General features: G+C 72.1%; 21 protein-coding genes and 3 pseudogenes. 15 read left to right on the top strand and 9 right to left on the bottom strand.

Annotation, left to right across the window (positions count from 1 at the left end; genetic code table 11):
* Positions 1 to 17: 17 nt before the first annotated feature.
* Complete coding sequence (locus tag ABT123_RS34120) at positions 18 to 896, bottom strand: alpha/beta hydrolase family protein (RefSeq protein WP_351321890.1); 879 nt, start codon at positions 894 to 896, stop codon at positions 18 to 20.
* A 211-nt stretch (positions 897 to 1,107) separates the two neighbouring features.
* Positions 1,108 to 1,353 (bottom strand): annotated as a pseudogene (locus tag ABT123_RS34115) (TauD/TfdA family dioxygenase); the annotation flags it as partial.
* Between the two features lie 407 nt (positions 1,354 to 1,760).
* Between ABT123_RS34115 and panD the strand changes: the two are divergent.
* From panD to ABT123_RS34100, 3 genes are all read left to right on the top strand, one after another.
* Entirely contained in the window at positions 1,761 to 2,180 is a 420-nt protein-coding gene (gene panD, locus ABT123_RS34110) for an aspartate 1-decarboxylase (RefSeq protein ID WP_351321888.1), read from the top strand.
* A 20-nt stretch (positions 2,181 to 2,200) separates the two neighbouring features.
* The gene (locus ABT123_RS34105; RefSeq protein ID WP_502971148.1) at positions 2,201 to 2,533 is read left to right on the top strand and encodes a GNAT family N-acetyltransferase; all 333 of its coding nucleotides are present in this window, start codon (positions 2,201 to 2,203) and stop codon (positions 2,531 to 2,533) included.
* Positions 2,534 to 3,119: 586 nt separating this feature from the next.
* The gene (locus ABT123_RS34100; protein WP_351321886.1) at positions 3,120 to 4,436 is read left to right on the top strand and encodes a transglycosylase family protein; all 1,317 of its coding nucleotides are present in this window, start codon (positions 3,120 to 3,122) and stop codon (positions 4,434 to 4,436) included.
* 24 nt (positions 4,437 to 4,460) lie between these two features.
* Here the strand turns inward: ABT123_RS34100 and ABT123_RS34095 are convergent.
* A pseudogene (locus tag ABT123_RS34095) lies at positions 4,461 to 5,282 on the bottom strand (DMT family transporter); the annotation flags it as partial.
* A gap of 234 nt (positions 5,283 to 5,516) precedes the next feature.
* Between ABT123_RS34095 and ABT123_RS34090 the strand changes: the two are divergent.
* Positions 5,517 to 7,007, top strand: coding sequence for an SDR family NAD(P)-dependent oxidoreductase (locus ABT123_RS34090; RefSeq protein WP_351321884.1), 1,491 nt, complete (start codon positions 5,517 to 5,519; stop codon positions 7,005 to 7,007).
* A 62-nt stretch (positions 7,008 to 7,069) separates the two neighbouring features.
* Here ABT123_RS34090 and ABT123_RS34085 read toward each other — a convergent pair whose 3' ends face one another.
* Entirely contained in the window at positions 7,070 to 7,603 is a 534-nt protein-coding gene (locus ABT123_RS34085) for an inositol oxygenase family protein (RefSeq protein WP_351321908.1), read from the bottom strand.
* Positions 7,604 to 7,929: 326 nt separating this feature from the next.
* Here ABT123_RS34085 and ABT123_RS34080 point away from each other — a divergent pair, with 326 nt between their 5' ends.
* On the top strand, positions 7,930 to 8,100 hold the full coding sequence (locus tag ABT123_RS34080) for a hypothetical protein (RefSeq protein ID WP_351321882.1): 171 nt from the start codon (positions 7,930 to 7,932) through the stop codon (positions 8,098 to 8,100).
* Positions 8,101 to 8,229: 129 nt separating this feature from the next.
* Positions 8,230 to 9,210 (top strand): NAD-dependent epimerase/dehydratase family protein, encoded by a 981-nt coding sequence (locus ABT123_RS34075; protein ID WP_351321880.1) that lies wholly within the window; start codon positions 8,230 to 8,232, stop codon positions 9,208 to 9,210.
* On the opposite strand, the gene ABT123_RS34070 is transcribed toward ABT123_RS34075, so the two are convergent.
* Positions 9,196 to 10,632 (bottom strand): lipase maturation factor family protein, encoded by a 1,437-nt coding sequence (locus ABT123_RS34070; RefSeq protein WP_351321878.1) that lies wholly within the window; start codon positions 10,630 to 10,632, stop codon positions 9,196 to 9,198. The two genes, ABT123_RS34075 and ABT123_RS34070, sit on opposite strands and share 15 nt — an antisense overlap.
* A gap of 140 nt (positions 10,633 to 10,772) precedes the next feature.
* On the opposite strand from ABT123_RS34070, the gene ABT123_RS34065 reads away from it, so the two are divergent.
* The 4 genes from ABT123_RS34065 to ABT123_RS34050 all read left to right on the top strand — a co-directional run bounded on the left by ABT123_RS34065 (position 10,773) and on the right by ABT123_RS34050 (position 15,974).
* A complete protein-coding gene (locus ABT123_RS34065) occupies positions 10,773 to 12,119 on the top strand; it encodes a DUF6777 domain-containing protein (protein WP_351321876.1) in 1,347 nt (448 codons plus the stop codon).
* Between the two features lie 7 nt (positions 12,120 to 12,126).
* Complete coding sequence (locus tag ABT123_RS34060) at positions 12,127 to 14,190, top strand: SpoIIE family protein phosphatase (protein ID WP_351321874.1); 2,064 nt, start codon at positions 12,127 to 12,129, stop codon at positions 14,188 to 14,190.
* Between the two features lie 469 nt (positions 14,191 to 14,659).
* The gene (locus ABT123_RS34055; RefSeq protein ID WP_351321872.1) at positions 14,660 to 15,541 is read left to right on the top strand and encodes an Fpg/Nei family DNA glycosylase; all 882 of its coding nucleotides are present in this window, start codon (positions 14,660 to 14,662) and stop codon (positions 15,539 to 15,541) included.
* A 43-nt stretch (positions 15,542 to 15,584) separates the two neighbouring features.
* The gene (locus ABT123_RS34050; RefSeq protein ID WP_351321906.1) at positions 15,585 to 15,974 is read left to right on the top strand and encodes a hypothetical protein; all 390 of its coding nucleotides are present in this window, start codon (positions 15,585 to 15,587) and stop codon (positions 15,972 to 15,974) included.
* A gap of 7 nt (positions 15,975 to 15,981) precedes the next feature.
* Here the strand turns inward: ABT123_RS34050 and ABT123_RS34045 are convergent, their stop codons facing one another.
* Positions 15,982 to 16,446 carry a hypothetical protein gene (locus ABT123_RS34045; protein ID WP_351321904.1) on the bottom strand — a complete coding sequence of 155 codons (465 nt, stop codon included), beginning with the start codon at positions 16,444 to 16,446 and terminating at the stop codon, positions 15,982 to 15,984.
* Positions 16,447 to 16,717: 271 nt separating this feature from the next.
* Positions 16,718 to 17,287, bottom strand: a complete 570-nt coding sequence (locus tag ABT123_RS34040) for a sigma-70 family RNA polymerase sigma factor (RefSeq protein WP_502971147.1) — start codon at positions 17,285 to 17,287, stop codon at positions 16,718 to 16,720.
* 222 nt (positions 17,288 to 17,509) lie between these two features.
* Between ABT123_RS34040 and ABT123_RS34035 the strand changes: the two genes are divergently transcribed.
* From ABT123_RS34035 to ABT123_RS34020, 4 genes are all read left to right on the top strand, one after another.
* Positions 17,510 to 18,748, top strand: a complete 1,239-nt coding sequence (locus ABT123_RS34035) for a CapA family protein (protein ID WP_351321868.1) — start codon at positions 17,510 to 17,512, stop codon at positions 18,746 to 18,748.
* 128 nt (positions 18,749 to 18,876) lie between these two features.
* Positions 18,877 to 19,263 carry a hypothetical protein gene (locus ABT123_RS34030; protein ID WP_351321866.1) on the top strand — a complete coding sequence of 129 codons (387 nt, stop codon included), beginning with the start codon at positions 18,877 to 18,879 and terminating at the stop codon, positions 19,261 to 19,263.
* Between the two features lie 69 nt (positions 19,264 to 19,332).
* Positions 19,333 to 22,668: a bifunctional lysylphosphatidylglycerol synthetase/lysine--tRNA ligase LysX gene (lysX, locus tag ABT123_RS34025; RefSeq protein WP_351321864.1), complete on the top strand. Its 3,336-nt coding sequence runs from the start codon at positions 19,333 to 19,335 to the stop codon at positions 22,666 to 22,668.
* Between the two features lie 98 nt (positions 22,669 to 22,766).
* A complete protein-coding gene (locus ABT123_RS34020; RefSeq protein ID WP_351321862.1) occupies positions 22,767 to 23,687 on the top strand; it encodes a polysaccharide deacetylase family protein in 921 nt (306 codons plus the stop codon).
* Positions 23,688 to 23,754: 67 nt separating this feature from the next.
* Here the strand turns inward: ABT123_RS34020 and ABT123_RS34015 are convergent, their stop codons facing one another.
* Positions 23,755 to 24,417 (bottom strand): class F sortase, encoded by a 663-nt coding sequence (locus tag ABT123_RS34015; RefSeq protein WP_351321860.1) that lies wholly within the window; start codon positions 24,415 to 24,417, stop codon positions 23,755 to 23,757.
* A gap of 396 nt (positions 24,418 to 24,813) precedes the next feature.
* Between ABT123_RS34015 and ABT123_RS34010 the strand changes: the two genes are divergently transcribed.
* Positions 24,814 to 25,320, top strand: a complete 507-nt coding sequence (locus tag ABT123_RS34010) for a hypothetical protein (RefSeq protein WP_351321858.1) — start codon at positions 24,814 to 24,816, stop codon at positions 25,318 to 25,320.
* Between the two features lie 64 nt (positions 25,321 to 25,384).
* Here ABT123_RS34010 and ABT123_RS34005 read toward each other — a convergent pair.
* Positions 25,385 to 25,465: pseudogene (locus ABT123_RS34005) on the bottom strand (arginine repressor); the annotation flags it as partial.
* Positions 25,466 to 25,473 lie beyond the last annotated feature (8 nt).

Here is a 25,473-nt window from a genome sequence, read left to right as displayed (position 1 = left end):
GCCCGGCCGAGCATCTGTCAGGAAAGGTAGGGGACGACGGCGAGACCCGTCAGGCCATTGGCCAGATAGGCGCCGAGCCCGTGGAAATCGAGCCCGTTGTCGAACACTTCGTCCTGGTCCACGGGGAAAACCTCGGAGAGTTTCGGCGGGATCGCCACCAGGTCGCCGACGTCGGCGATGTTCGTCCAGTGTTCGACGCCCGCGGGGCGGGCCCCTCGTCCCGCGCGCAGACCTGGCTCCAGGCGCCGTGCCAGGGAGGGCAGGCGCAGGGGCGAGCCCAGGGTGACGAGCTGACGAACCCGCAGGTCAGGGTGGGCGTGCAGGGTCTCGTACGCGACGACGGAACCAAGTGAGTGGGCAACGATGACCTGCGGCTGCTCACGTCGGATCGTCTGCGCCACCCGCTCCTGGACGAGTCGGCGCCGCCCCGACCAGGTCGTGTACGCCTCCACCTCGCGCAGCATCGCCAGCATCATGCGTTCCAGCCGGCGCACCATCTTGTCGCGCAGTCGCCGCCCCATGGGTCCTTCGCGGTCGTCGACCAGCCAGCCCAGGAGCTGACGCAGGGGCGCCAGCCCGATGTTCTGCAGTTGCTCGGGTACGGGAGCCCCTGCCGTCACCAGCCATTCGGCGGCGTCCTCGCGTTCCCGGGCGGTGAGCTTCTCGAATCCGTCGTCTTCTTCTTCGGCCTGGGCTTCATCCGGCAGGTCGGGCCGCAGCAGGTCGGCGTAGTAGGCCATGGCCAGATCCGGCCCAACCGCCCCCGCAAGGCCGGCCCGGGCGAGCCCTGCCGCGAGTCTGGGACGGCAGTCCGCGGCGGCTTCCAGCGCCGCCTCGTGCGGTGTGGCTCCTCGGACGTAGTTGAAGATCCCGTGGATCAGCACGACCTGCGCCATCGCCTGCCCCCTCCGAACGGCCGGACCGGCTCCGGCCGCATTGCACCTCTGCATACCCAACCGCCCGCGAGTGAGGCACCTCGCCGAACAGGTCTTCACGGCGATGCTGACCGGGTTCGCCAATCAGCAGCTGGCTACGCGGAACCAGTCCCGCACGACCGTGGAAGGCGGGGAGAACGCGGGGAAGACGTTCACCGCCTACGTAGCGGGCGAGGATGTGGCCGTCGTGGGGGCGGTGGTCGCGGGAGCGGCGCAGGTCGGTGGTGACGTAGGTGCGTTGCAGCCAGCGGTCTGCTCCGTCGTAGCGGGGGTGGAAGGCGGTGCGGCCGTGGACGGTGACGCGGTTGTCGATGACGACCAGGTCGCCGGGAGTCAGGCGCAGGGTGCGGGCGGACGCCTCGCAGGCGCGGCCGAATTCGGTCAGCGCTGCGGCGGCCCGAGGGCTGAGCGGGGTGGTGGGGGCAGGCCGAAGAGCCGGACACATCGGCACGGCAACTGGCCTGGACGGGGAGAGTGCAAACTGTCGTGACACAAGCGCCCCGCGGCGACCGGCTGCTTGAGCACGTTGGGGAGGTCTGAGGTACTCCCGGCGGGAAGCTAGTCGTCCCGCCTCGCTCACACGCCTGATGTGTCGTCAGGTAAGTCAGCATCGGTCCCCGAACATTCCGAAGTGGCTGTCCGATTCGAAGCCTGCTCGGTGGCGCCACAACAGCCTGGTTCGCACGGAAGCGCAGGCAAGGAGCCTTCTCGCCAGCGGGAATCGATGTTCCTTTTAATCTTCGATCCGACGCGTGTCAGTGTAAAGTGAAAACCGCCCTTGACCTGCAGAAAGCTGGCAGGGAGCCGTCTTCTGGGAGTTCAAACATGCTGCGCACCATGATCAAGTCCAAGATCCACCGGGCCACCGTCACCCAGGCCGACCTGCACTACGTCGGCTCCGTGACCATCGACGCCGATCTCATGGAGGCGGCCGATCTGCTGCCCGGGGAGCTCGTGCACATCGTCGACATCGACAACGGCGCCCGGCTGGAGACGTACGTCATCGAGGGCGAGCGCGGCTCCGGTGTGATCGGGATCAACGGGGCCGCCGCCCACCTGGTGCACCCCGGGGACCTCGTCATCCTCATCAGCTACGCCCAGGTCGAGGATGCCGAGGCGCGCGCGCTGAAGCCGCGGGTGGTGCACGTGGACGGGGACAACCGGATTGTCGAGCTGGGCGTGGACCCGTCCGCCCCGGTGCCGGGCACGGACCAGCTCCGCAGCCCGCAGGCCATCGCACACTGACCCCACTCGAGGAGACCGCCGTGGCGATCGAGATCAGGGACGACCGCAAGGCCGGCCGGCTGGAGGCGTACGACGGCGAGCAGCTCGCCGGGGTGATCGCCTACTTCGTGCTCGCGGACACCGCTCCCGGGGCCCTGGTCGCGGTCCACACCGTGGTCGAGCCGGACCACGAGGGCCGCGGCATCGCCGGGGAGCTGGTGCGGACCCTCTACGGGATCGCCGCCGCCGAGCAGGTCCCGGTGGTTCCGCTGTGCCCGTACGTCGCCGCCTGGGCCGCCCGCCACCCCGAGCTCGCGCCCGAGCCGGCGCCCGAGGTGGTGGCGGCGGCGACCACGGCCCGCACCCTTGGGTGAACCGGACGGGCATACCGTCCGAAGCCGGGGGAAGGTGGGTTGTATGACCAGAAATCTGGATCGGCGACGGATCGCCCCGGGTCTGACCGAGCCCCCGCCCGATCCGGCGCCGCCGCCCGTCCCGGACCCGGTGCCGCGGCCGGTGCCGCCCACCCCCGGGCCGTTCCCGGAGCCTGACCCGATCCCCCCACCTCCGGGGCCCGCGCCCGTCCCGCAGCCCGGGCCCTGGAGCTGATCGTTCAGCCGGTGCGGACCGCCTAGCGGTGGCCGCCCGGAGCGTGCGGAACGCGCCCTCGCGCTCCGTGCGCCGGTAGGTGTGTGCCCGAACCCTGCCCGACCTGAAGAAGTCCCGCCGCCCCGGCCTCGGTACGTCCTCGTACGCCGGCCAGGGCGGCCTTCGTGTGTGCGCTCCCGCGTGCCCCGGTGTGCGGGGCGTGCCGACCCTGCCCCCGGCGCCGCCCCGCGCCGGTCCGTCCCCAGTTGACGGAATGTTAACTTCCCCTTGTGTGCGCCGGGTTGCGACTCTTGTCAGCCCTGTGCAGTGCCGTTAAGTTGTGCGGTTCCTGATGTCTTCAAGGGGGCTCCCATGGGTGTACGGGGCCGGCACCGCCGGTACCAGCCGAGCAGCATCAACCGGGCCTCGCTGGCCGTCACCGCCGGTGGCGCGGGCATCGCCCTGCCGCTGGTCGGAGCGGGTACGGCGGAGGCCGCATCCGTCGACATCTGGAACAAGGTCGCCACCTGCGAGTCCACGAACAACTGGCACATCAATACCGGCAACGGCTATTACGGCGGGCTCCAGTTCAGCCAGAGCACCTGGCGCGCCTTCGGTGGCACCGCGTACGCCCCGCGGGCCGACCTCGCCACCAAGGACCAGCAGATCGCGGTCGCCGAGAAGGTCCTCAAGGGGCAGGGGCCGCAGGCCTGGCCGGTCTGTTCGAAGAAGGCCGGCCTGACCCGCGCCGGCCAGCCGCCCCAGATCACCCCCGGCGCCCCGTCGGGCGAGATCAAGGCACACTCCGTGCCGGGCCCACGGCAGTCGGTCTTACCCGCCGCCAAGCCGAAAACGGACCCGAAGCAGGGTGCGAAGCAGGCCACCGTGCCGCGGCCGACCGGGACTTCGGTCCTGCCCAACCCGTACGTCGTGGCGCCCGGCGACTCGCTCTCCGCGATCGCCCAGGAGCAGCACGTCGAGGGCGGCTGGCAGGCCCTGTACGAGACCAACCGCACCACCGTCGGCGGCAATCCGAACCTGATCTTCCCGGGCCAGCGCCTCACCCTGCGGGTCACCGCAGCCCCGGTCGCACCCGCCCCGGACCGCCCCGCGCAGCCGCCCGCCGCGAAGCCGGCGCCGAAGCCCGCCAAGCCGCCAGAGGCCAAGCCGGCCCCGCAGCCCAAGCCGGTCCAGCCCAAGCCGGTCCAGCCCAAGCCCGTCGAGACCGCCAAGCCGGTCCCGGTGCAGCAGAAGCCCGCACCCTCCCGGCCGGACACCGCCACCAGCGGCTACAGCGCGCCCGTGGACGCGGCCATCGGCACCGCCTACCGGGTGGCCGGCTCCTCCTGGTCCAGCGGGTACCACACCGGCATCGACTTCCCGGTGCCCACCGGCACCTCAGTCAAGGCCGTCGGCCCGGGCGTGGTCGTGTCGGCCGGCTGGTCCGGTGCCTACGGCTACCAGATCGTGATCCGCCACACCGACGGGAAGTTTTCCCAGTACGCGCACCTGTCGGCGCTGTCCGTCCAGGCCGGCCAGCAGGTCGGCGGCGGTCAGCGGATCGCCCGCTCCGGCTCGACCGGCAACAGTACGGGCCCGCACCTGCACTTCGAGATACGGTCGGGCGCCGGCTACGGCTCCGACATCAACCCGCTCACGTACCTCCGCGGCCACGGGGTGCGCATCTGACACCCGCGCGTGCGGCGGCACGGCCGTGAGCAGGATCAGGCCGGCCGCCGCAAGCGCACCGCTCACCAGCGCAGCCGTCGTGCCCAACGCCCCGTACCGGAAGCCTTCGTCGAACAGCGAAATGCCCACCGCTGCCGCCACCACCGGGTTCACCACGGTCAGCGTGGCCAGCGGTGCGGCCAGCCCGGCACCCCGGTAGGCGGCCTGGGACAGCAGCAGCCCGCCCACGGCCAGGACCGCGATCGCCGCGAGTTCCGGCCACTGCCCGAGCACCGCGGCCACGGCGGACTCCCCGGTGCCGGACTCGGCCACCGACTTGGTGAACACCGAGGCCATGCCGAAGGCGGCGCCCGCCGCGATCGCCAGCAGCACGCTCCGCGTGACCGGCTCCCGCATCCGTCGCGCCGCCAGGAACAGCGCCGCCACCCCGGCGGCCGTGAAGCCCAGCAGCAGTGACTGCTCCCCGACGGCCAGCGTCTGCGTACGCCCGTCCCCACCGGTCAGCGCCAGCAGCCCGGCCAGACCGACGGTGGCCATCAGGGCACCCCGCCAGGCAGCCGCGCCGGCCCGGCGCCGCACGAACACCGCCGCCATCGGCAGTGCGAAGACGATGGTCAGCGCCCCCAGCGGTTGGACCAGGCTGAGCGGCCCGTAGGCCAGCGCAGCCACATGCAGCAGTCCACCGGCGCCGTTGAGCGCAACCGCCACCCACCAGCCGGCCTGCCGGAGCGGCGCGTACGGACGGTTCGGATGCGCGACGGCGACCTGCTCCTGCACGATCGCACCGGCCGCGTAGGCGAGCGCAGACACCAGGCAGAGCAGCACCGACAATGCGAGGGCACTCATGTGTTTCAGAATGCGGGGTACTGATCGAGTATTCCTCAATCTCTGGTAGAAGATCGCTCATACTCCGGTCGTAGTAGGCGAGTACAAGCGCGTACTCCCATCACCCCACCGTGACCGTGCGATTGCGGAACGTGACTGCTGGGCAATGGGTTTGGACCCTGACCGGCAGGATCCGTACAGTTCCCCTTTTGGGGACTTCCGCAGGACACGAGTGATCGAGGAACGGCAGCGGGCATGACGGCGACCGAGGCGACCGAGACCGAAGACATCCAGGCGTACGGGCCGGGCATCGACCCCGAGCGGCTGGCGCTCTGCCTCAGCGTGCTCGCGGAGCTGGACACCATCGACGTCGACCACCCCGACGCGATCACCGTCCGCCGCGCCACCGCCGGCGTCTACCGGACGGTCAAGCAGCGCCGCCGCCAGGAGCGCCGCGCCGCCAAGACCGCCAACGACAAGGCCGTCACCGAGGCGACCGCCACCGGCTCCGCCGAGCGCATCGACGACGAGACCGAGGGCATCCTGCCCTCCTCCGTCACGGAGGCCGGTCGGATCGCCGGGATACTCCAGCGCCCGCGCTCCTGCTACATCTGCAAGACGCGGTACGTCGAGGTCGACTACTTCTACCACCAGCTCTGCCCGGGGTGCGCCGTGGAGAACCGCACCAGGCGCGAGGCCCGCGCCGACCTCTCCGGCAAGCGCGCGCTGCTCACCGGCGGCCGGGCCAAGATCGGCATGTACATCGCGCTGCGGCTGCTGCGCGACGGCGCCCACACCACGATCACCACCCGCTTCCCCAAGGACGCCATCCGCCGATTCAAGGCGATGGAGGACTCGGCGGACTGGATGCACCGCCTGGAGGTCGTCGGCATCGACCTGCGCGACCCGGCCCAGGCCGTGGCGCTCGCCGACCAGGTGGCCGAGGCAGGCCCGCTGGACATCCTCATCAACAATGCGACGCAGACCGTGCGCCGCCTGCCCACCGCCTACGCGGCACTGGTCGAGGGGGAGTCCGCCCCGCTGCCCGCCGGTGAGCTCCCCGCCCACCACGTCATCGGCGCCTTCAACTCCGGCGCGGTCGACGGCCTGGCGGCGCTGCCCGTCGGGGTGAGCGGGCTCGAGGCGCAGAAGGTCGCCGACCTCGCCCTGGTCGCGGGCAACGCCAGCCTGGAGCGGCACCTGGCCGGAACCGCCATCGACGCGGGCGGCCTGCTGCCCGACGTCGTCGACAGCAACACCTGGGTCCAGACCATCGACCAGATCTCCCCGGTGGAGCTGCTCGAGACCCAGCTGTGCAACTACACGTCGCCGTTCATCCTGATCAGCGCACTTCGGCCGGCCATGGCCGATGCCGCCCGGAAGTCGACCAGCGGCCGGGCGTACGTCGTGAACGTCTCGGCGATGGAGGGCGTCTTCAGCCGCGGCTACAAGGGCGCGGGACACCCGAACACCAATGCCGCCAAGGCCGCGATGAACATGGTGACGCGGACCAGCGGCCAGGAGATGTTCCAGACCGACCGGATCCTGATGACCTCGGTCGACACCGGCTGGATCACCGACGAGCGTCCGCACTTCGACAAGCTGCGCCTCGCCGAGGAGGGCTTCCACGCCCCCCTCGACCTGGTCGACGGCGCGGCCCGGGTCTACGACCCGATCGTGCGCGGCGAGGCGGGCGAGGACCTGTTCGGCGTCTTCCTGAAGGACTACGCCCCGGCGAACTGGTAGGCCGCTCCAAAAGCCCTGCCGAAGCCCCGGGCCGAAGCCCCGCCCCGAGCCCCCGCCTGCGTTCAGGCGGGGGCTCGCGTGCTGCGGACCCTGGCCGCCAGGAGCTCGATCACCGGACGCCAGTCCTCGAGCTCGCCCGCGTTCAGGCCGACCACCTTCCCCGCGTCGTCGGCCTGCCGGAGGATCACCGCGGCAGCCGCCTCCGGGTCCGCCGCGAAGGCCCGCGCCTCCGCCTCGCCCATCACCCCGCCCTGCGCCCGCAGCGTCAGCGCGCTCTGCGGGGACAGCGTCCGCTCCGGCTCCACCGCCGCCAGGTACCGCTTCGCCGGGACGTGCAGCCGTACCAGGCGGGCCACCCGGTCGCCCAGCAGCGGGCGGACCGCATCCGCCGCGTGGTCGGCGTGCCCCGCGTCGTCACCCGGACGGAGCAGGTGCCCGAGATCGTGCACCAGGCCCGCCACCTGAAGCTCCTTGTCGTACGGATGCGAGCGCCGGAGCAGTGCCGCCGTCTGCAGCGCGTGGTCGTGCAGATCGACCGGATCCCCGCTGCGATCAGGCGTATCCCAGGCTCCCTTGCAGGCGTGCAGCAGCTCCATCAGCTCCTCGACCCCGCGGATTCCGTCGATCTCCGCCACGCCCATCCCCTCCGTCGGTCCACGCAATTCCGTCCCGAGGAGATCAGCTGCGGTCGACACGCCGACGTACAAGGTGCTGAACTCCTGGAGAAGACAAGCAGTCGGGAGTGGATTTTACTCTCCCATTGAGCGGAACCCCGCTCAAATGTGTACCCTGAGGCACACGGACGGCCTCACCCGGGCCACTCTCCGTATCGAGAACAACGGCGCCACCGCGACCGGATGCCCTTTTCTCCCTGCCCGGTGTGGTGAGCCACCCGGGTTACGCGACACAAGAGGAGTGCGCGGTGACACCAGAACTGACGAAGCACGAGCAGGCCCTGACGGAGCGCACGGAGCGCCGAACCCGCTCCGACGAGCTCGGGAGCCTGGAGGTGTGGGCCCGATCCGCCCCGATCCGGCTCGCGGGGTACGAGGACGACCTGGCAGAGCCGCACATCCTGCCGGGCATCGACTGATCCGCGGGTTCCGACTCGCCGCCGCCCCCGCGCCGATCCGGCGCGGGGGCGGCGCAGTACGCCCTGAGCGTCATCGCTCTGGGCGATCATCCCTTCCGCCGGCCACCCGCCGGCCGCAGGATGGCGATCATGAAACTGCTGATGCTGGGTGGTACCGAATTCGTCGGCCGGGCCGTCACCGAAGACGCCCTCGCCCGTGGCTGGGAGGTCACGGTCTTCCACCGGGGCCGCCATGCAGCCCCTCCCGGGACGATCTCCCTGCACGGCGACCGGACCGCCCCCGACGGCTTGGCCGCCCTCGCCGAGGGGGAGTGGGACCTGGTCGTGGACACCTGGAGCGGCGCCCCCACCGTCGTCCGTGACGCCGCCCGACTGCTGCGCGACCGGGTCGGCCGGTACGTGTACGTCTCCAGCCGGTCCGTGTACGCCTACCCGGCCCCGGCCGGCCTCGCCGAGGAAAGCCAGCTCGTCGAGGGCTCGCCCGACGCCGACTCGATCGCCTACGCCGAGGACAAGCGCGGCGGCGAGCTCGCCGCCCTCGACGCCTTCGGCGACCGCGCCCTGCTGGTCCGGGCCGGCCTGATCCTCGGCCGGTACGAGAACATCGGCCGGCTGCCCTGGTGGCTGGGCCGGATGGCCGAGGGCGGCCCGGTCCTCGCCCCCGGCCCGCGCGACCTCCCGATCCAGTACATCGACGTACGCGACCTCGCGCAGTGGACCCTGGACGCGGCGGAGGCCGGGCTCGGCGGCGCCTACGACCTGGTCTCCCCGGCCGGCCACGCCACCATGGGCAGCTTCCTGGAGGCCTGCGCCACCGTCACCGGAGGCACCGCCGAACTCCGCTGGACCGACCCGCAGCGCATCCTGGACGCCGGGGTGCAGCCGTGGACCGAGCTCCCGGTCTGGTTCCCGCCGGGCGAGTACCACGCGGTCATGCACGGCGCAGACGTGGCCAAGGCGGTCGCGGCCGGCCTGGACTGCCGGCCCGTCGAGGACACCGTGGCCGACACCTGGGCCTGGCTCGGGGACATCGGCGGCGCGGCACCGCAGCGGCCCGACCGGCCCAGCCCCGGCCTGGACCGGGAGCGGGAGAAGTCACTGCTCGCGTGAGACCCGGGCGGCGAGACGGGTGGGCGGCAGGTACTCCCGCACCAGCGTGCGGTGCCACCACGCACCCGTCTCCCGCAGCTCCCGCCGGCTGGTGAACCGGTACCGGTACAGCCGGGCCCGCACGAACAGCGGCGGGCCGTCCGGGAACGGATCGTGGCGGAGCAGCCGCAGCGTGTCCCGGTCACCGGACAGCAGCCGCTCCACGAACGGCCCGAACCAGTCCCGCGCATAGCCGGGGGAGAGGGCCGCGAACCACATGAGCCAGTCCAGCCGCAGGTGGTACGGGGCGAACTGGCGGGGCAGCCGCCGCAGGTCACCGGGCTTCCCCTTGAAGCCGTACTCCCGCCAGTCCCCGTCCTCCCGGGGCACCGGATCCGCCGTCCCCTCCACCACCACCTCGTCGCGGATCCGGCCCACCGTGCCGAACGCCCCGTACGTGTTGACCAGGTGCAGGGCGTCGAAGGACCGGTTCATCACCTGCCGCCGCGAGATCATGTTCCGCACCGGATGCCGGCTGAGGACGAGGATCAGCGCCGCCGCCGCGCAGACCAGCACCACGTACCAGACCGGCGCCCCGCGGGCCGCGGCGGCGGGCGGCGGGCCCGCGATCCGGGTGAAGTCGATCGCCGACAGGGCCAGGGTGATCGTCAGCCAGTTCAGCCAGGCGAAATTGCCGGACAGTACCAGCCACAACTGGGTGGCCACGATGATCGCGGCGGCCACCGAGGCCACCGGCTGCGGGGTGAACAGCAGGACCGGCACCACCAGTTGGGTGACATGGTTGGCGGCGCACTCCACCCGGTGCAGCGGCCTCGGCAGATGGTGGAAGAACCAGCTCAGCGGCCCCGGCATCGGCTGCGTCTCGTGGTGGTAGTACAGGCAGGTCAGCTTGCGCCAGCAGGCGTCCCCGCGAATCTTGATCAGCCCGGCGCCGAATTCCACCCGGAACAGCAGCCAGCGCAGCAGCACCAGGACCAGCACCGGCGGGCCGACCGACGCGTTCCCCAGGAAGACCGCCAGGAACCCGGTCTCCAGCAGCAGGGACTCCCAGCCGAAGGCGTACCAGGTCTGGCCCACATTCACGATCGACAGGTACAGCAGCCACAGCACCGCCCACATGGCCATCGCACAGCCCAGCGGAACCGCATCCCCGGCCCCGGCCACGAGCGCGCCCGCCAGCACCGCCCCGGCCCATGCGCACCCGGCGAAGAGCCGGTCGGAATAGCGCCATTGGAAGAGGCTCGGGGCCCGCCGGAAGGGTACGTACCGCACGTAATCCGGCACCGGCAGCATCCCGCGCGCCCCGATCAGGGCGCGGAACTGCAGGGCCGCCCCGAGGAAGGCGAAGAGGTAGACGCCGGCCAGGGCCCGCTGGAAGACCAGCCGGCCCAGCCAGTACTCGGGCGCCGTGAACCAGTCCATCACCCCCAGTATCCGCCAGTATCAGCGCGCCCGGGGGATCCGGCAGGGCCTCCTGGAGCAAGGAAGCGGGCCTCGGCTTGCGACACCCCCGGGCATGCGTCAGACAAGTAGGGAGCATCCGGGGCGAAAGGGAGAACCACGTGAGGCCGAACCACGTGCAGGGACGACCGACACCACGTCAGGCGCCGAGCCGTCACGCACCGGCCGGCGCAGCCCTCTTCGCGCTGCTCGGCCTGCTCGCCGCAGGCTGCGGGAGCGAGGAGAAGCAGCAGCAGCCGGCCAGACCGGTCGAGAGCCAGGAACTCTTCCTCCAGCCCGTCGGCGCCGCCGAACCCGACCCGTTCACCCAGTCGACCGCCACCGGCGAATCCGCGCCGATCCAGGCCCCGGTCCCCAATACGACCGGCCGCGGCATCCGCACCGTCGTCGGATCCACCCCCGGCCTGTACGGGGGCCAGCAGCGGCTCGGCAGCTGCGACGTCGAACAGCAGATCCGCTCGCTCACCGCCGAGAAGTCCAAGGGCAAGGCCCTGGCATTCGCCCAGGCCACCGGCATCGAACCGAACGGGATCCCCGACTACCTGCGCGGCCTCACCCCCGTGGTGCTGCGCGCCGACGTCCGGGTCACCAACCACGGCTTCCGCGACGGCCGGGCCAACGGCTTCCAGTCCGTCCTGCAGGCCGGCACCGCCGTCCTCGTCGACCGGTACGGCATGCCCCGGGTGCGGTGCGCCTGCGGCAACCCGCTCCAGCCGCCGCTCGCCGCCAGGGGCGAGCCCGTCACCCAGGGCAAGCCGTGGACCGGCTACCACCCCAACCAGGTCATCGTGATCGAGCCGACCAGCCAGCCGATCGACAAACTGGTGATCGCCAACCTCGCGGACAACACCTGGATCGAGCGGCGGACCGGCGACGACGGCGCCCAGGACCGGGCGCCCCAGGTCATGCCCCCGTACAACCCCGAGGACGGCCTGCCCGCACATGCCTCCGGCCAGACGGGCAACGGGCCCGCCGACCCGTGTGTCGTCCCGGGCAACAACGCCGGGGCCCGTACCGCGACACCCCCGAAGAGCTCGGGTGTCCCCGGCCCCGCCGCCACCGCCTGCCCGCCGGGCAGCGCACCACGGCAGACCCGGCCCATCGAGCCGGCCCCGCTGCCGCCGCCGAACCCGCGCCCGGCCAGGCCGCAGCCCGACCAGCTGGGCGAGCTGCCCTCCGACGCCTCCGAGAACCAGGGGCTGACCGTGGACCCCAACACACCTGTCGACCCGTACGCCCCGGTCGACCCGCTGAACCCGGACGGCGCGGCCGGCGACGGCACCCTCACCGACCCGTACGCGCCGGCGGACCCGTACGCGGTACCCGACGAGGGCCTCACCTCCGAGGAGGCAGTCCCCGAGGCGCTCCCTGAGGCAGTCCCCGAGGGGGTCTCCGAGGGGGTCTCCGAGGCAGTCACCGAGGAGGCGGTAGAGCTGGAGAGCGCCTGACCCCGGCGTGTGTCATGGTGGACCGGTGCCGACCACCGTATCCCTGCCGGACGACTGGCCCGCACACCCGGACCGATCGCTTGCGCTGAACCGGATGGGCAGCTTCGACTGGGACCTGGTGACGGGCCTCATGCACCTGGACGCGCCGGGACTGGAAGTCTTCGACACCTCCGCCGAGGAATACGACGGCCGGCCCGAGTCCCTCGCGCCAAGAGTTCCGCCCGCCGAATCGCACCGGCTCGACGCACTCGTCTCCAGCGCGCTCAAAAGCGGGGTCAACAGCTACGGCGCCTACTTCCGGATCCGCTGCCGCGACGGGCGGCTGCGCTGGACCCACACCCAGGGCCGGGTCCTGCGCAACGGCGAGGGCCGCCCGTACCGGATCATCGGCATCGTCCGCGACGCCACCGAGGAACTCAGCCATTCCGCCGAACGCCTCGGCCTGGACGAGGAACGCCGCCGCCAGACCTCCGTGGTCGAGGCCACCACGGCCGCCCTCGCCCACGCCCGCACCGTGCAGGACGTGATCGACGCCCTGAGCGACGCACACGGCCTGGAACGGCTCGGCTCCATGGGCATGGTGATGGGCCTGGTCGAGGCCGGGCGGATCCACCTGGTGGCCGAAGGACCGCAGGGCAGCTTCGTCCCCGGCACCCGCTTCACCCGGATCGACGAGGACTACCCGATGAGCGAGGTGGTCCGCTCGCTCCAGCCGAAGTTCATCCACTCCCCTCAGGAATTCGCCGACGGCTACCCCTACCTCTGGTCGAAGATCACCCACATGGACATCTCGGCCGCCGCCTACCTGCCGCTGATCGCCCAGGCCCGGCCGATCGGCGCGATCGGACTGCTCTACCGCGACAAGGACGGCTTCACCCAGGAGGAACGCAACCTCCTCGTCGCCCTCGGCAGCAGCATCGCGCAGAGCCTGCAGCGCGCCATGCTGCTGGAGCAGGAGCACGACCTCGCGGAAGGCCTCCAGCAGGCCATGCTGCCGCGCCGGATCCCGGCCGTGCCGGGCGCGCAGGTCGCCGTCCGCTACCGGTCCGCCCGGATGGGCCGCGACATCGGCGGCGACTGGTACGACGTCATTCCGCTCCCCGGCGGCCGGGTCGGTGCCGTCATCGGCGACGTCCAGGGACACGACACGCACGCCGCCGCGGTCATGGGCCAGCTGCGGATCGTGCTCCGCGCCTACGCGGCCGAGGGGCACTCCCCGGGCACGGTGATGGCCCGCGCCTCCGTCTTCCTCCACGAGCTCGACACCGACCGCTTCGCCACCTGCACCTATGCGGAGGCCGATCTGGCCACCGGGGTGCTCCAACTGGTCCGGGCCGGCCATATCGACCCCCTGATCCGGTCCCGGACCGGCGACTGCCGCCGGCTGCCGGTGGAAGGCGGCCTGCCGCTCGGCCTGTCGGCCGATTTCGGCCGCATCGAATACCCCGTCACCACGGTGGAGCTGGACCCCGGGGAGACGCTCCTGCTCTGTACGGACGGCCTGGTCGAACAGCCGGGGGCCGACCTCGACGACGGCATCCAACGGCTCACCGCCATGGTCCGGAGCGGCCCGGCCGATCTGCAGCAGCTCGCGGACCGGCTGTGCGAGGTGATCGACGACCGCGGCGGCGACGACGACATGGCACTCCTGCTGCTGCGCCGCCACGTCGAGGACGCCCCGCAGGGCGGCGGCCGACTGCAGCAGCACGTCGCCCCCGGCGATCCGGAGGCGCTGGTCTCCGCCCGGCACATGATCGGGGCGGCGGTACGGTCGTGGGGTGCGCGGAACCGGGCCGACGAGATCGAACTGGTGGCGGACGAGCTGATCGTCAACGCCTTGATGCACACGGACGGCCCGGCCATCGTGACCCTCCGCGTCCTGGCGGGCCCGCAACGCCGCCTCCGCGTCGAGGTCCAGGACCGCTCCAGCGCGCTGCCGCGGCGGCGGGAGGCGGGGGCGTCGGGGGTGTCGGGCCGAGGTCTGATGCTGGTCGACCGGCTGGCCGACGTATGGGGCGTGGAGCCGCGCGGCAGCGGCAAATGTGTCTGGTGCGAATTCACCATCCCCTAGCCCGCCCCTCCCCAAACCCGAAGCTCCGCCCGGCCCCCTTCCCGGGGGCTTCGCCCCGGACCTTGCCGGGGTGTACGGGCTCCGCCCGCACCCGTTTCGGGGGCTTCGCCCCCGGGCCGGTGCCGGGCGGAGCCCGGGCACCCTGGCGGGGTGTGGGGCGGAGCCCCACGAGCGGGGTCCGGGGTCGCAGGCCCCGGTTTCGGGAAGGGGCGGGGTGGGGGAAGGCTCCGCGCAGCGGTACGGCCCCCGCCCCCGCCCCCGGGCCCGCCCGGTGCCCGCGAGGGTCCGGGGCGGAGCCGCGGAAGTGGGGAGCCGCCCCCGGGCGGAGCCCGGGCGCGTGGCGGGGTCCGGGGCCGTAGGACCCGGTTTCGGGAAGGGGTGGGGGTGCCCCCCCAGCGAAGCGAGGGGCGGGCGGAGCGCGGGTGGGTTTGTGCAGCCGTAGGGGGCCGGGGCTGCGTACGCTGGTGGTATGCCTGAGTTGCCCGAAGTCGAGGCCCTCAAGGAGTTCCTCGACGAGCACCTCACCGGCCGGACGGTCAACCGCGTCCTGCCGCTCGCCATCAGCGTCCTCAAGACCTACGCCCCACCCCTCGCCGCCCTCGAAGGGCAACAGGTCGGCCCCACCACCCGCCACGGCAAGTTCCTTGCCATCCGCATCGGCGAGCTGTACCTCGTCACCCACCTGGCCCGAGCCGGCTGGCTCCACTGGCGCGAGTCCCTGCCCGCACAGCCGCCCCGCCCCGGCGGCAAGAGCCCGCTCGCGCTGCGCGTCGTACTCGAAGGCGACGGCAGCGACGGCGGCGCCGACGGCTTCGACCTCACCGAAGCCGGCACCCAGAAGCGGCTCGCGGTGTACGTCGTGCACGACCCCCAGGACGTGCCCGGCATCGCCCGCCTCGGCCCCGACCCACTCGCCGACTCCTTCGACCGGGACGCCTTCGCCGCGCTCCTCGCCGGAGAGCGGCGCCAGATCAAGGGCGTGCTCCGCGATCAGAGCGTGATCGCCGGCATCGGCAACGCCTACAGCGACGAAGCGCTCCACTACGCCCGCCTGTCGCCGTTCAAACTGGCCGCCTCCCTCGACGAGGAGCAGATCACCGCCCTCCACACCGCGGTCCGGACCACCCTGCGCGAGGCCGTCGAGCGCTCCCGCGGCATGGCCGCCGGCCGGCTGAAGGCCGAGAAGAAGAGCGGGCTGCGGGTGCACGGCCGGGCCGGCGAGCCCTGTCCGGTGTGCGGGGACACCATCCGCGAGGTCTCGTTCGCGGATTCCGCCCTCCAGTACTGCCCCACCTGCCAGACCGGCGGCAAGCCGCTGGCCGACCGCCGCCTCTCACGCCTCCTCAAGTAGCCTCAAGCGGCCTCAAGCAGCCGTAGACTCCCTGGCCATGGCCATGGCCGAAGAATCGCAGCCGCCCTCCGCCCCCCGCCGCGAGGTGGTCACCGGAGTGCCCCGCGGGGCCCGGCGGCGGCCACCTGCGCACGCGCCCGCCCGGTCGGAGATCTCCGAGCAGACCACCCTCGGGACCACCTACGTCCGCGCGCTGATGCGCAGCCAGTTGCGCGCCGGGCTCGGCGCGCTGATCGCCCTGGCGCTGCTGGTCGGCGCCCTGCCCCTGCTGTTCGCCCTGCCCGAGGACGCGTCCGGCGCGCTGGTCTGGGCGGTGCTGGGGGTGGCCGTGTACCCGCTGATGTGGCTGATCGCCCGCTGGTACGTGCACTGCGCCGAACGCAACGAGGCGGATTTCACCGGCCTGGTCGCGGACCCGAAGGACACGCCCTGAACCCCCGCTAGAACAGGTGCATGGCCAAGTGGCCGAGCGGCAGCCCCAGTTGCCAGGCCGGAGTCCAGACGCGCACGTTCTCGTCCAGACCGCCCGGGTGGGCCGCCTCCGCCGGGAGTCCAGGCTCGAGGTTGGTGGCGAAGAGCTCGGTCCGGTCCAGCCAGGTCCAGGCCGCCCGGGCCAGTTCCAGGTCGGGGTCCTCGGCCGCGCCGCGCTCCCGGGCCTCCTCGCCCAGCTGCAGGAACCGGGTGTGCACCCAGTCCCGCCAGGGGTGCCCGTACGCGGTGAGCGAGAGCCACTCGTCGAGCTGTGAGACCACCCGGATGCCGGAGAGTTCCCCGGCCGCGTCGGAGAGGTAGATGGTGAGTGCCAGGGTGTCCCGGCCGGCCCGGAACTCCAGGGTGCTGACCGGGATCAGCCGGCCCGTGCGCAGCAGTTCGTCCGCGATGTACTCGGCGTAGAGCCATGCCATGGGCACCGCGAGCCCGCCGCCGCTGGTGCCGTTCGTGCCCTCGGGCTGCACCGTTCCACCTTCTCCCGGGTGTCGAGCGTTCCGCCGTCCTCGATGAGCCTTCCCTCAGGAGCTCGTAAGGCGGGGGATGTTTACTCAACTTGAACGGTCTGATGCCGTTCCCGATGCATTCTCGACACCTCACGGACACTAACCGGTCAATCCTTGAGCTGTTTCTTTCGGTCGAACCACCATGGGCCCGACATCGCCGGACATGCCCCGGCCCACCCGCTCACGCGCCGAGTCCGTACCCCTGGAGGTCCTTCCGCAGGGCGCGCAGGGCGTAGTACGTACGGGACTTGACCGTCCCGGCCGGGATGCCGAGCTCGCGCGCGGCCTCGGCCACCGACCGGTCGCGGAAGTACACCTGCATGAGCACCTCCCGGTGCTCCGGCCCCAGGCTGCCCAGGGCCCGCCGGACATCGATGGCCGTGACCGCGCCGGCCACCCCGTCCACCGGAGCCGGGGCGTGCTCCAGCCCCTGGGGGTCCACTTCCCGGGGGCGGGACAGCCGGGCCCGGCGGGCGTCGATGGCGAGGCGGCGGCCGACGGTGAACAGCCAGGGCCGCATGGACGCGTGGTCGCTCTCCAGGGCCTCCGGGTGCTGCCAGGCCCGCACCAGGGTCTCCTGCACCAGGTCCTCGGCCCGCTGGGCGTCGCCGTGCGTGAGACCGAGCAGAAATCCGAACAAGGCCCGGCCGTGCTCGCGCTGGAGTTCGGCCAACGCGTCGGCTGCTGTGCGCTGGAGGGTGGGGGAGAGGGTCACCGGGTGGCTCCTTCCGGGGTCCGGGCGGCTCGACATGCCCACCCTGACCTGCGATGAGCCCGCCCGGAACCGCCCCGCCGAGGCCGTGCGCCCAAGCACCCGGGAGATCCGATGGACGGCAGGGTTCCGCGACAAACGGTCGAACGGCGCGGCGAACGGGTGAGGACCCGGGCCGGCCCGGCACCGCTCCTTGACTTCCCACGTCATCTTCTGTGGATTCAGATCATCAGATAGTCCGATAAGTGAGAGCTGGGACAGATGACCAAGCGACCCCGGCACACCGCACGCATTGCCCTGGCGGCCGTACTGCTCTCGGCCGCCGCCGCAGCAGCCGCAGCCGGCTGCTCGGCGGAGCGGGACTCCACCCCGGCCCGTCTCGCGGACCCGCGCAGTCCGCAGCCCTCCAGGGTGGCCGGCGCCCACGACCCGGCCGACCCGCAAGCCCGGCCCGCCGCCCGCGGATTCACGCTGGTGGCCACCGGGGACGTACTCCCGCACACCTCGGTCATCAACCGCGCCGCCGCCGACGCGGACGGCGACGGCTACGACTTCCGGCCGCTGTTCGGCGCGGTCAAACCGGTGGTCTCGGCCGCCGATCTCGCCCTCTGCCACATGGAGACCGTCTACGGGGAGGACGGCGGCCCCTTCAGCGGGTACCCGGCGTTCATCTCCCCGCCCGAGGTCGCCGACGGCCTCAAGGACGCCGGGTACGACGGCTGCTCCACCGCCTCCAACCACACCCTGGACGACGGTGCGGAGGGGCTGCAGCGGACCCTGGACCGCTTCGACAGGGCGGGGCTCAAGCACACCGGCTCGGCCCGTACGGCGGCGGAGGCGGCCACCCCGGCGATGTACACGGCGGGCACCGCCAAGGTCGCGCACCTCGCCTACACCTACGGCACCAACGGCTATCCGCTGCCCGAGGACCGGCCGTGGGCGGTGAAGCTGATGAAACAGGACCAGGTCATCGCGGACGCCCGGGCCGCCCGGCGGGCGGGCGCCGATGTGGTGCTGGTCAGCCTCCACTGGGGCACGGAGTGGCAGACCGAGCCGAACGAGCAGCAGCTGAGCCTGGGCAAGGCGCTCACGGCCGCGCAGACCGGCGGCCGGCCCGACATCGACATGATCCTGGGCACGCATGCGCACATCCCGCAGGCGTACGAGAAGGTCAACGGGACGTGGGTGGTGTACGGGATGGGCGACCAGGTCGCCGGGCAGATGTTCAACCACTCCGGCGACTTCGACCCGCGCGGCAACCAGGGCTCGATCGGCCGGTTCCGGTTCGAGCCGCCGGCCGCGCCGGGACAGCGGTGGCGGGTCACCAGGGCGGAGTTCATCCCACAGCTGATGGACCTCGGCGCCGGCCGGGTGGTCAACCTGCCGGCGGCACTGGCGGAGGACCCGGGCCGGGAGGACTACGAGTCCGCCCAGGACGCGATCACGGAGGCGGTCCTGAGCCGCGCCGCCTCCAAGGACGGCCTGACCCTTGGCCACTAGCGCCCGTAAGGCTTCCGTAACCGGTCGGCACAGCGCCGACCGGGCAGGTGCGTGGTGGACTGTGAGCCGGATGAAACCGGTGGTGGAAGAGACCGACCTTCTCCGCACCACATCATGAGAGGCGATACATGAAGCGCGACCGCGCACAGTTCGGGCGTCTGAGCCGGATGGCCACGACCGCGGCATTCGGCGTCGCCCTGGCCCTGGCCGCCGTCAGCCCGGCCACCGCCGCCGACGGCGGTGGCAACCAGATGCCCGCGCCGCCCAAGACCAACAGCGTCGCGTCCGCCTACGCCTCCATCTTCGGCTCCGCTCCGAAGAACAACATGGGCACCATCTGGGCGGACACCAAGGTCACCATGCAGTGCTGGGCGGACGGCGCCTGGGCCAACGGCACCAACCGCTGGTTCTTCGTCAGCGCACCCGGAATCAGCCCCCAGGGCAAGTCCACCCGGATGTCCGGATGGATCTCCGCCAACAAGGTCTCCAACCAGAGCACGGTCCCCCACTGCTGATGCGGTCCCGGTCCCGCCGCGGCGCTGCTCGGCGCGCGCGCCCCGGCGGGGCTCCCTACAGTGCGAACCATGAGCGTCAGCGCACCGCCGTACCAGGAGACCCACGGGACCCGGAACCGGTTCCTGAGCCGGGTGCCCGACGGGTTCGGCGCGTTCTTCGGTGCGCTCGGCCTGCTCTGTGCCCTGCTGGCGCTGTCCCCGACCCTGCGGCGGCTGCTCCGTCCGGTGGTCCGCTTCCTCGACCTCTTCGTCGTACCGGTCAGCGCCAACCTCGCGTACGCCGTCTTCCTCTTCCTGCTGGCCGCGGCCCTGGGGACCCGCAAGAAGATCGCCTGGTGGATCGTCGTCGCCTATTTGGCCCTGCTGATCCTCACGGACCTGCTGATCCTCCTCGACGGCGGCTACCCGCCATGGGTGTCCATCCCCTCCGGCATCCTCGGCATCGCCGCCGTCACCCTGCTCGTCCTGGCCCGCAAGGAGTTCTACGCGGCCTCCCGCCCGGGCGCCGTGTGGCGGGCCCTGCTCGTCCTCGGGGTCGGGCTGCTCGCCGCCGTGCTCCTCGGCTGGGGCCTGGTCGCCCTCTTCCCCGGCACCCTGCCGCGCAGCCAGTGGCTGGACTGGGCGGCCAAGCAGGTCTTCGGCGGGCTGTTCTCCGCCCGCCAGTTCGACGGCCGCCCGCCCCGCCCGCTGTACTTCCTGCTCGGCCTGTTCGGAGCGCTGGCCCTGCTGAACGCCGCAGCCACCCTCTTCCGCTCGCAGCGCATGACGGCCGCCCTGCACGGTGACGAGGAACCCCGGATCAGGGCCCTGCTGGGGGCCTACGGCCGCAACGACTCCCTCGGCTACTTCGCCACCCGCCGCGACAAGGCGGTGGTGTTCGCCCCCACCGGCAAGGCCGCGGTCACCTACCGGGTGGAGGTGGGGGTCTGCCTGGCCAGCGGGGACCCCGTCGGCGACCCCGGTGCCTGGACCCCCGCCATTGACTCCTGGCTGGCCGTGGCCCGCCGCCACGGCTGGCAGCCGGCCGTCATGGGAGCCTCCGAGGAAGGTGCCACCGCCTACGCCCGGTCGGGCCTGAGCGCCCTCCAGCTGGGTGACGAGGCGATCCTCCAGGTCGCCCACTTCGACCTGGACGGGCGCGACATGCGGGTCACCCGGCAGGCAGTCAACCGGGTCCGGCGCACCGGCGCCACCACCCGGATCCGCCGGCACTCCGCACTCACCGAGGAGGAGATGGAGCGGATCATCGACCGGGCCGACCGATGGCGGGACACCGAAACCGAACGCGGCTTCTCCATGGCCCTGGACCGGCTCGGAGATCCGGGCGACGGCGACTGCCTGCTCGTCGAGGCCCTCGACGCCGACGGCGAACTGATCGCCCTGCTCTCCTTCGTCCCCTGGGGCAGGGACGGCATCTCCCTCGACCTCATGCGCCGCGACCGGACCGCCCCCAACGGGGTGATGGAGTTCATGGTGGCCGAGCTGTGCGCCACCGCCCCACGGCTCGGGGTCCGCCGGATCTCCCTCAACTTCGCCGTGTTCCGGTCGGCCTTCGAGGAAGGCGGCCGGATCGGGGCCGGACCGGTGCTGAAACTGTGGCGCAGACTGCTGCTGTTCTTCTCCCGCTGGTGGCAACTGGAGGCGCTGTACCGCTCGAACGTCAAGTACGGACCCGAGTGGTACCCCCGGTTCCTCTGCTACCAGGACGCCGGCTCGCTGGCCCGGGTCTCCCTCGCCTCCGGCATCGCCGAGGGCTTCGTCTCCGTACCGAGCCTGCGCAAACTGTGGGGCAAGGGGCACGTGCGGGGCGCGACCGCCCCCGTCACCAGCACCGAGGGCCTGCCCTCCATCGCCTCGCTCGGCCTCCAGGAGGCGGGGGAGGAGGGCGGGGCGGGCGCCGAGCAGTTGCCGGAGCAGGTCCGGGTGCGGCACGCCAAGCTCGACCGTCTGATCGCCGCCGGCACCGACCCCTACCCGGTCGGCATCCCACAGCGCACCCACACCGTGGCAGGCCTGCGCGCCGCCCACTCCGCCCACGCTGCCCAGTCCGCCCGTCCCACCGGCACCCGCACCGGCGAACAGGCCACCCTGGCCGGGCGGGTGATGGTGGTCCGTGACCTCGGCGGCGTGGTCTTCGCCGTCCTGCGCGACTGGTCGGGGGACTTCCAGCTGATGTTCACCCGCGAGGAGTCCGGCGCCGAGGTGCTCGACTCCTTCACCTCCCAGGTCGACTTCGGCGACCACGTGGTGGCGAGCGGCGAGATCGGCGCGAGCAGGACCGGCGAGCTGTCGCTCCTCGTCTCCTCCTGGCAGCTCACCGGCAAATGCCTGCGCCCGCTCCCCGACAAGCGCAAGGGCCTGGCCGACCCGGAGGCCCGGGTCCGCCGCCGCTACCTCGACCTGGTCGCGCGGCCGGAGGCCCGGAACGTGGTCCGGGCCCGGTCCGCGGCCGTCCAGGCGCTGCGCCAGGGGCTGCTGGACCGCGGCTACCTGGAGGTCGAGACCCCGATGCTCCAGCAGATCCACGGCGGCGCCAACGCCCGCCCGTTCCGCACCCACATCAACGCCTACGACCTGGACCTGTACCTGCGCATCGCACCCGAGCTGTACCTGAAGCGGCTGTGCGTCGGCGGTATGGAGAAGGTGTTCGAGATGGGCCGTACCTTTCGCAACGAAGGGGTGTCCTACAAGCACAACCCCGAGTTCACGATGCTGGAGGCCTACCAGGCCTTCGCGGACTACGACGTGATGCTCGACCTGACCCGCGAGCTGATCCAGGGCGCCGCCACGGCCGCCTTCGGCTCACCCGTCGCGCACAAGGCGGGCCCGGACGGCCGGCTCGTCGTCCACGACATCTCCGGGACCTGGCCGGTGAAGACCCTCTACGGGGCGGTCAGCGAGGCGCTCGGCGAAGAGGTCGACGCGGACACCGAGGAGCATGTGCTGCGCCGGCTCTGCGACCGGGTGGGGGTGCCGCACACCCCCGAGGACACCCGCGGTGATGTGGTCGTGGAGATGTACGAGCGCCTCGTCGAGGAGAAGACCAAGCTGCCCACCTTCTACAAGGACTTCCCGACGGACGTCTCCCCGCTCACCCGCCAGCACCGCAAGGACCCGCGGCTGGCCGAACGCTGGGACCTGGTGGCCTTCGGTACCGAGCTGGGCACCGCCTACTCGGAACTGACCGACCCGGTGGAACAGCGCCGCCGGCTCACCGCCCAGTCCCTGCTCGCGGCCGGCGGCGACCCCGAGGCGATGGAACTCGACAACGACTTCCTGGACGCCCTGGAGTACGCGATGCCGCCGACCGGCGGCCTGGGCATCGGCGTGGACCGCCTGGTCATGTTCCTCACCGGCCTGACCATCCGCGAAACCCTGCCGTTCCCGCTGGTCCGCCGCGGCTGAGCAGGCGCCGCTGAGCGGGCTCCCCTGAACGGGTGAGGGGGCTGCGGCGCGTCCGCGCATCTCGACATCTGCGGCGATCTCGTTGATACGTAGTAGTAATGAAAAATGATGAGCTGTCAGCGGGGCGGCGGTTCGTGCTGCGGACCGCTGTCTTTCTCGGGGTCGCAGCCGCTGCCGGGCTGATCGGCAGTGAGCAGGCGGGAACTCCCGGGGGGCAGGGCGCAGCACCGCCCGGGCCGGGGCCGGGGTCAGGACCGGGATCGGGGTCGCCGCGGGTCGGCGCCGGGGGTGCGGGGGCCGCCGGGGCGCCGGGGATGCGGGCGCAGGGCCCGCCCGCGACGGCGTACCGGCTGAACCCCAGCCTCAGCGAGGCCCCGCCGCGCTACCGGCCGAGCCTGCCGCCCGTACGCACCCGGCCCCTCCTCGAAATGCCGCCCGCCGCCCACACCGGCCGCAGCATGGTGCTCACCTTCGACGACGGTCCCGACCCCCGCTACACCCCGGGCATCCTGGACACCCTCGCCCAGTACCGAGCCCGTGCCATGTTCTTCGTCTGCGGGGAGATGGCCACCGTGCACCGCGACCTGGTGCGCCGGATGGACGCCGAAGGCCATGTGATCGGCAACCACACCTGGACCCACCCGCTCATCCCCCGGCTCTCCCGTCCCGCCCTGGCCGCCGAGATCAGCCGCACCAGCGATGTGGTGCAGCAGACGGTCGGCCGGCCGCCCGTGTGGTTCCGCGCACCGTACGGAGCCTGGAACCGGGCGGCGTTCGAGATCGGCGCCGAACTCGGCATGGAGCCGCTGGCCTGGACCGTGGACACCCTGGACTGGAAGGAGCCGGGCACCGGCACCATCATCTCCCGGGTGCTCAAAGGGGCCGGCCCCGGCGTGATCGTGCTGTCCCACGACGCGGGCGGCGACCGTGCGCAGAGCGTCGCCGCCCTGCGCGCCTACCTTCCCCAACTCATCGACCGGGGCTACGAGATGTCCCTGCCGGCGCTGCCCCCGCGCTGACCGGTCCGATCCGTGTGATCACGGCTGGGGGCGGGCGCCTTGACGGGTGCCCGCCCCCAGCCGGCGCTCAGCGGGCCTCCACCATCCGGGCGAACACCACCACGTTGCCGTCGTAGCCCTTGGCCTTGGAGTAGCCGCCGCCGCAGGTGATCACGCGGAGCTCGGCGTGCCCGGTGTCCCCGTACACCCGGGCACCGGGGAACGATTCCTTGGAGAACACCTCCACGCCGTACACCTCGAACACCGCGGTGCGCCCGTCGTACCGCTCCACCTCGATGCGGTGGCCCTTGCGCACCGAACCCAGCCCGTAGAACACCGCCGGGCCCTGCGCGTTGTCGACATGGCCGACCACCACGGCAGAGCCCTGCTGACCGGGCGAGATCCCGTTCAGGTACCAGCCGGCCAGGTTCGGGTCCTGGGCCGGCGGCGCGTCGATCCATCCCTCGGCGTCGAGACCCACCGTCATCACCGGTGCATCCACGCTGATGGCCGGAATCCGGATCCGCTGCACGGAGGAATGCTCCATCACCTCCAGTCCAGGCTGTGCCCGGGGTGGTTCCGCAGGCAGTTGATCGGCGGTCACCTTCACGGCCGCCGCCGCGGTCGGCTGCGGCGGGCCTTCGTCGATATTCGACCCGTTCCGCATCATGGCGAGGCCGGAGAGCAAGACCAGGGCGATGACGCCCCAGGGGGAGCGCCTCCTCGGTGGCGGCTCGTCCTCGATGAACATGGTTCCCTTCCCGACGCGGGGGTCCCGGCCCGCGTTCCTGTCCCCGCCCCGGCGCTGCTGTGCTGGTTTCCGGCAGCGCTCTTGTTCACGCACGCTAAGCGTGCTGCGGCGGGACGGCGAGGGGGGAAGGGCGAACGGGTGGCGGGGCGCCGGCGGGCGGGCGGCGGGGGCCGGAAGGGGTGCGCCCATCCAGGTAATCGTCACATAAATGTCTGACGGGCCGTGACCTGCGGATCCGTCGGCCCGGCTGCGCGCTGCTCGGCGTGTCGATCAACCGGGCGGCCCAAAGCCGGACATGCGGTGGTTGCGCGGCGCCCTGAGGGTTCGTCGTGGGAGGCGTTCTCGTCGATCATCCCGGGCCACCGCTCTGGGGCGCTTCCCGCTGGAGGTTCCACCATGCGTGCCTTTCGCGCCTTCACCGTGACCGCGGCGGCCTTCGCTGCCGTCGGGCTTTGCACCCCACTTGCCTCCGCGGATCCGCCGGGCACAGGCATCGGGGGAAATGGGCCGAGCAACGTCTCGGTCAACCCGTTCTCCGTCCACCAGGGCTCCACCATGCAGGTGAGTGCCTCCGGCTGCGGCCACGGAGGCACGGTCAGCTCGCCCGGCAACTTTTCGCCGGCGAACCTCTCGGCCGGCACCGTCGGATTCGCCACCGTGCGGATCTTCAACCACGCGTCGCCCGGCACTCACACGCTGCACGTCAGGTGCAACGACAGCAATCTCATCGCGACCCACCGTTTCCAGGTCCTCTTCGGCAACGGTGCCCAGGGCGGCATCGGCGGGTCCTTCGGCCCGTCCACCACCGAGACCGTCATCGGCGCGGGGCTTGTCGGTACCGCTGCCCTCGGCGCGGGCATCCACCTGATGCGCCGTCGCCGGCCGGTCCGCGGCCGGGCCTGACCGGACGGACCTCCCCGGTCTGAGCTCGAACCGCCGGTCGCCCCGAGTCCTGGCCAGGACTCGGGTCCACGATCCGGCGGTGGCGGGCGGTACGGGTCTGCGGGACGGAAGGACCGGCCTGCTCGTTGTCCTGCGCCTGACTCATGGTCGTCT

Origin of the sequence: Streptomyces sp. NPDC002054 (assembly GCF_040296685.1) — a bacterium.
Classification (GTDB): Bacteria; Actinomycetota; Actinomycetes; order Streptomycetales; family Streptomycetaceae; genus Streptomyces.
This window is presented reverse-complemented; position numbering and strand designations above follow the sequence as displayed.

Bases quoted from the DNA above. Each gene is read 5' to 3' on its own strand.
- ABT123_RS34120 (WP_351321890.1), bottom strand. From the start codon at position 896: ATGGCGCAGGTCGTGCTGATCCACGGGATCTTCAACTACGTCCGAGGA.
- panD (WP_351321888.1), top strand. From the start codon at position 1,761: ATGCTGCGCACCATGATCAAGTCCAAGATCCACCGGGCCACCGTCACC.
- ABT123_RS34100 (WP_351321886.1), top strand. From the start codon at position 3,120: ATGGGTGTACGGGGCCGGCACCGCCGGTACCAGCCGAGCAGCATCAAC.
- ABT123_RS34090 (WP_351321884.1), top strand. From the start codon at position 5,517: ATGACGGCGACCGAGGCGACCGAGACCGAAGACATCCAGGCGTACGGG.
- ABT123_RS34085 (WP_351321908.1), bottom strand. From the start codon at position 7,603: ATGGAGCTGCTGCACGCCTGCAAGGGAGCCTGGGATACGCCTGATCGC.
- ABT123_RS34075 (WP_351321880.1), top strand. From the start codon at position 8,230: ATGAAACTGCTGATGCTGGGTGGTACCGAATTCGTCGGCCGGGCCGTC.
- ABT123_RS34070 (WP_351321878.1), bottom strand. From the start codon at position 10,632: ATGGACTGGTTCACGGCGCCCGAGTACTGGCTGGGCCGGCTGGTCTTC.
- ABT123_RS34055 (WP_351321872.1), top strand. From the start codon at position 14,660: ATGCCTGAGTTGCCCGAAGTCGAGGCCCTCAAGGAGTTCCTCGACGAG.
- ABT123_RS34050 (WP_351321906.1), top strand. From the start codon at position 15,585: ATGGCCGAAGAATCGCAGCCGCCCTCCGCCCCCCGCCGCGAGGTGGTC.
- ABT123_RS34045 (WP_351321904.1), bottom strand. From the start codon at position 16,446: ATGGCATGGCTCTACGCCGAGTACATCGCGGACGAACTGCTGCGCACG.
- ABT123_RS34040 (WP_502971147.1), bottom strand. From the start codon at position 17,287: ATGTCGAGCCGCCCGGACCCCGGAAGGAGCCACCCGGTGACCCTCTCC.
- ABT123_RS34035 (WP_351321868.1), top strand. From the start codon at position 17,510: ATGACCAAGCGACCCCGGCACACCGCACGCATTGCCCTGGCGGCCGTA.
- ABT123_RS34030 (WP_351321866.1), top strand. From the start codon at position 18,877: ATGAAGCGCGACCGCGCACAGTTCGGGCGTCTGAGCCGGATGGCCACG.
- lysX (WP_351321864.1), top strand. From the start codon at position 19,333: ATGAGCGTCAGCGCACCGCCGTACCAGGAGACCCACGGGACCCGGAAC.
- ABT123_RS34020 (WP_351321862.1), top strand. From the start codon at position 22,767: ATGAAAAATGATGAGCTGTCAGCGGGGCGGCGGTTCGTGCTGCGGACC.
- ABT123_RS34015 (WP_351321860.1), bottom strand. From the start codon at position 24,417: ATGTTCATCGAGGACGAGCCGCCACCGAGGAGGCGCTCCCCCTGGGGC.
- ABT123_RS34010 (WP_351321858.1), top strand. From the start codon at position 24,814: ATGCGTGCCTTTCGCGCCTTCACCGTGACCGCGGCGGCCTTCGCTGCC.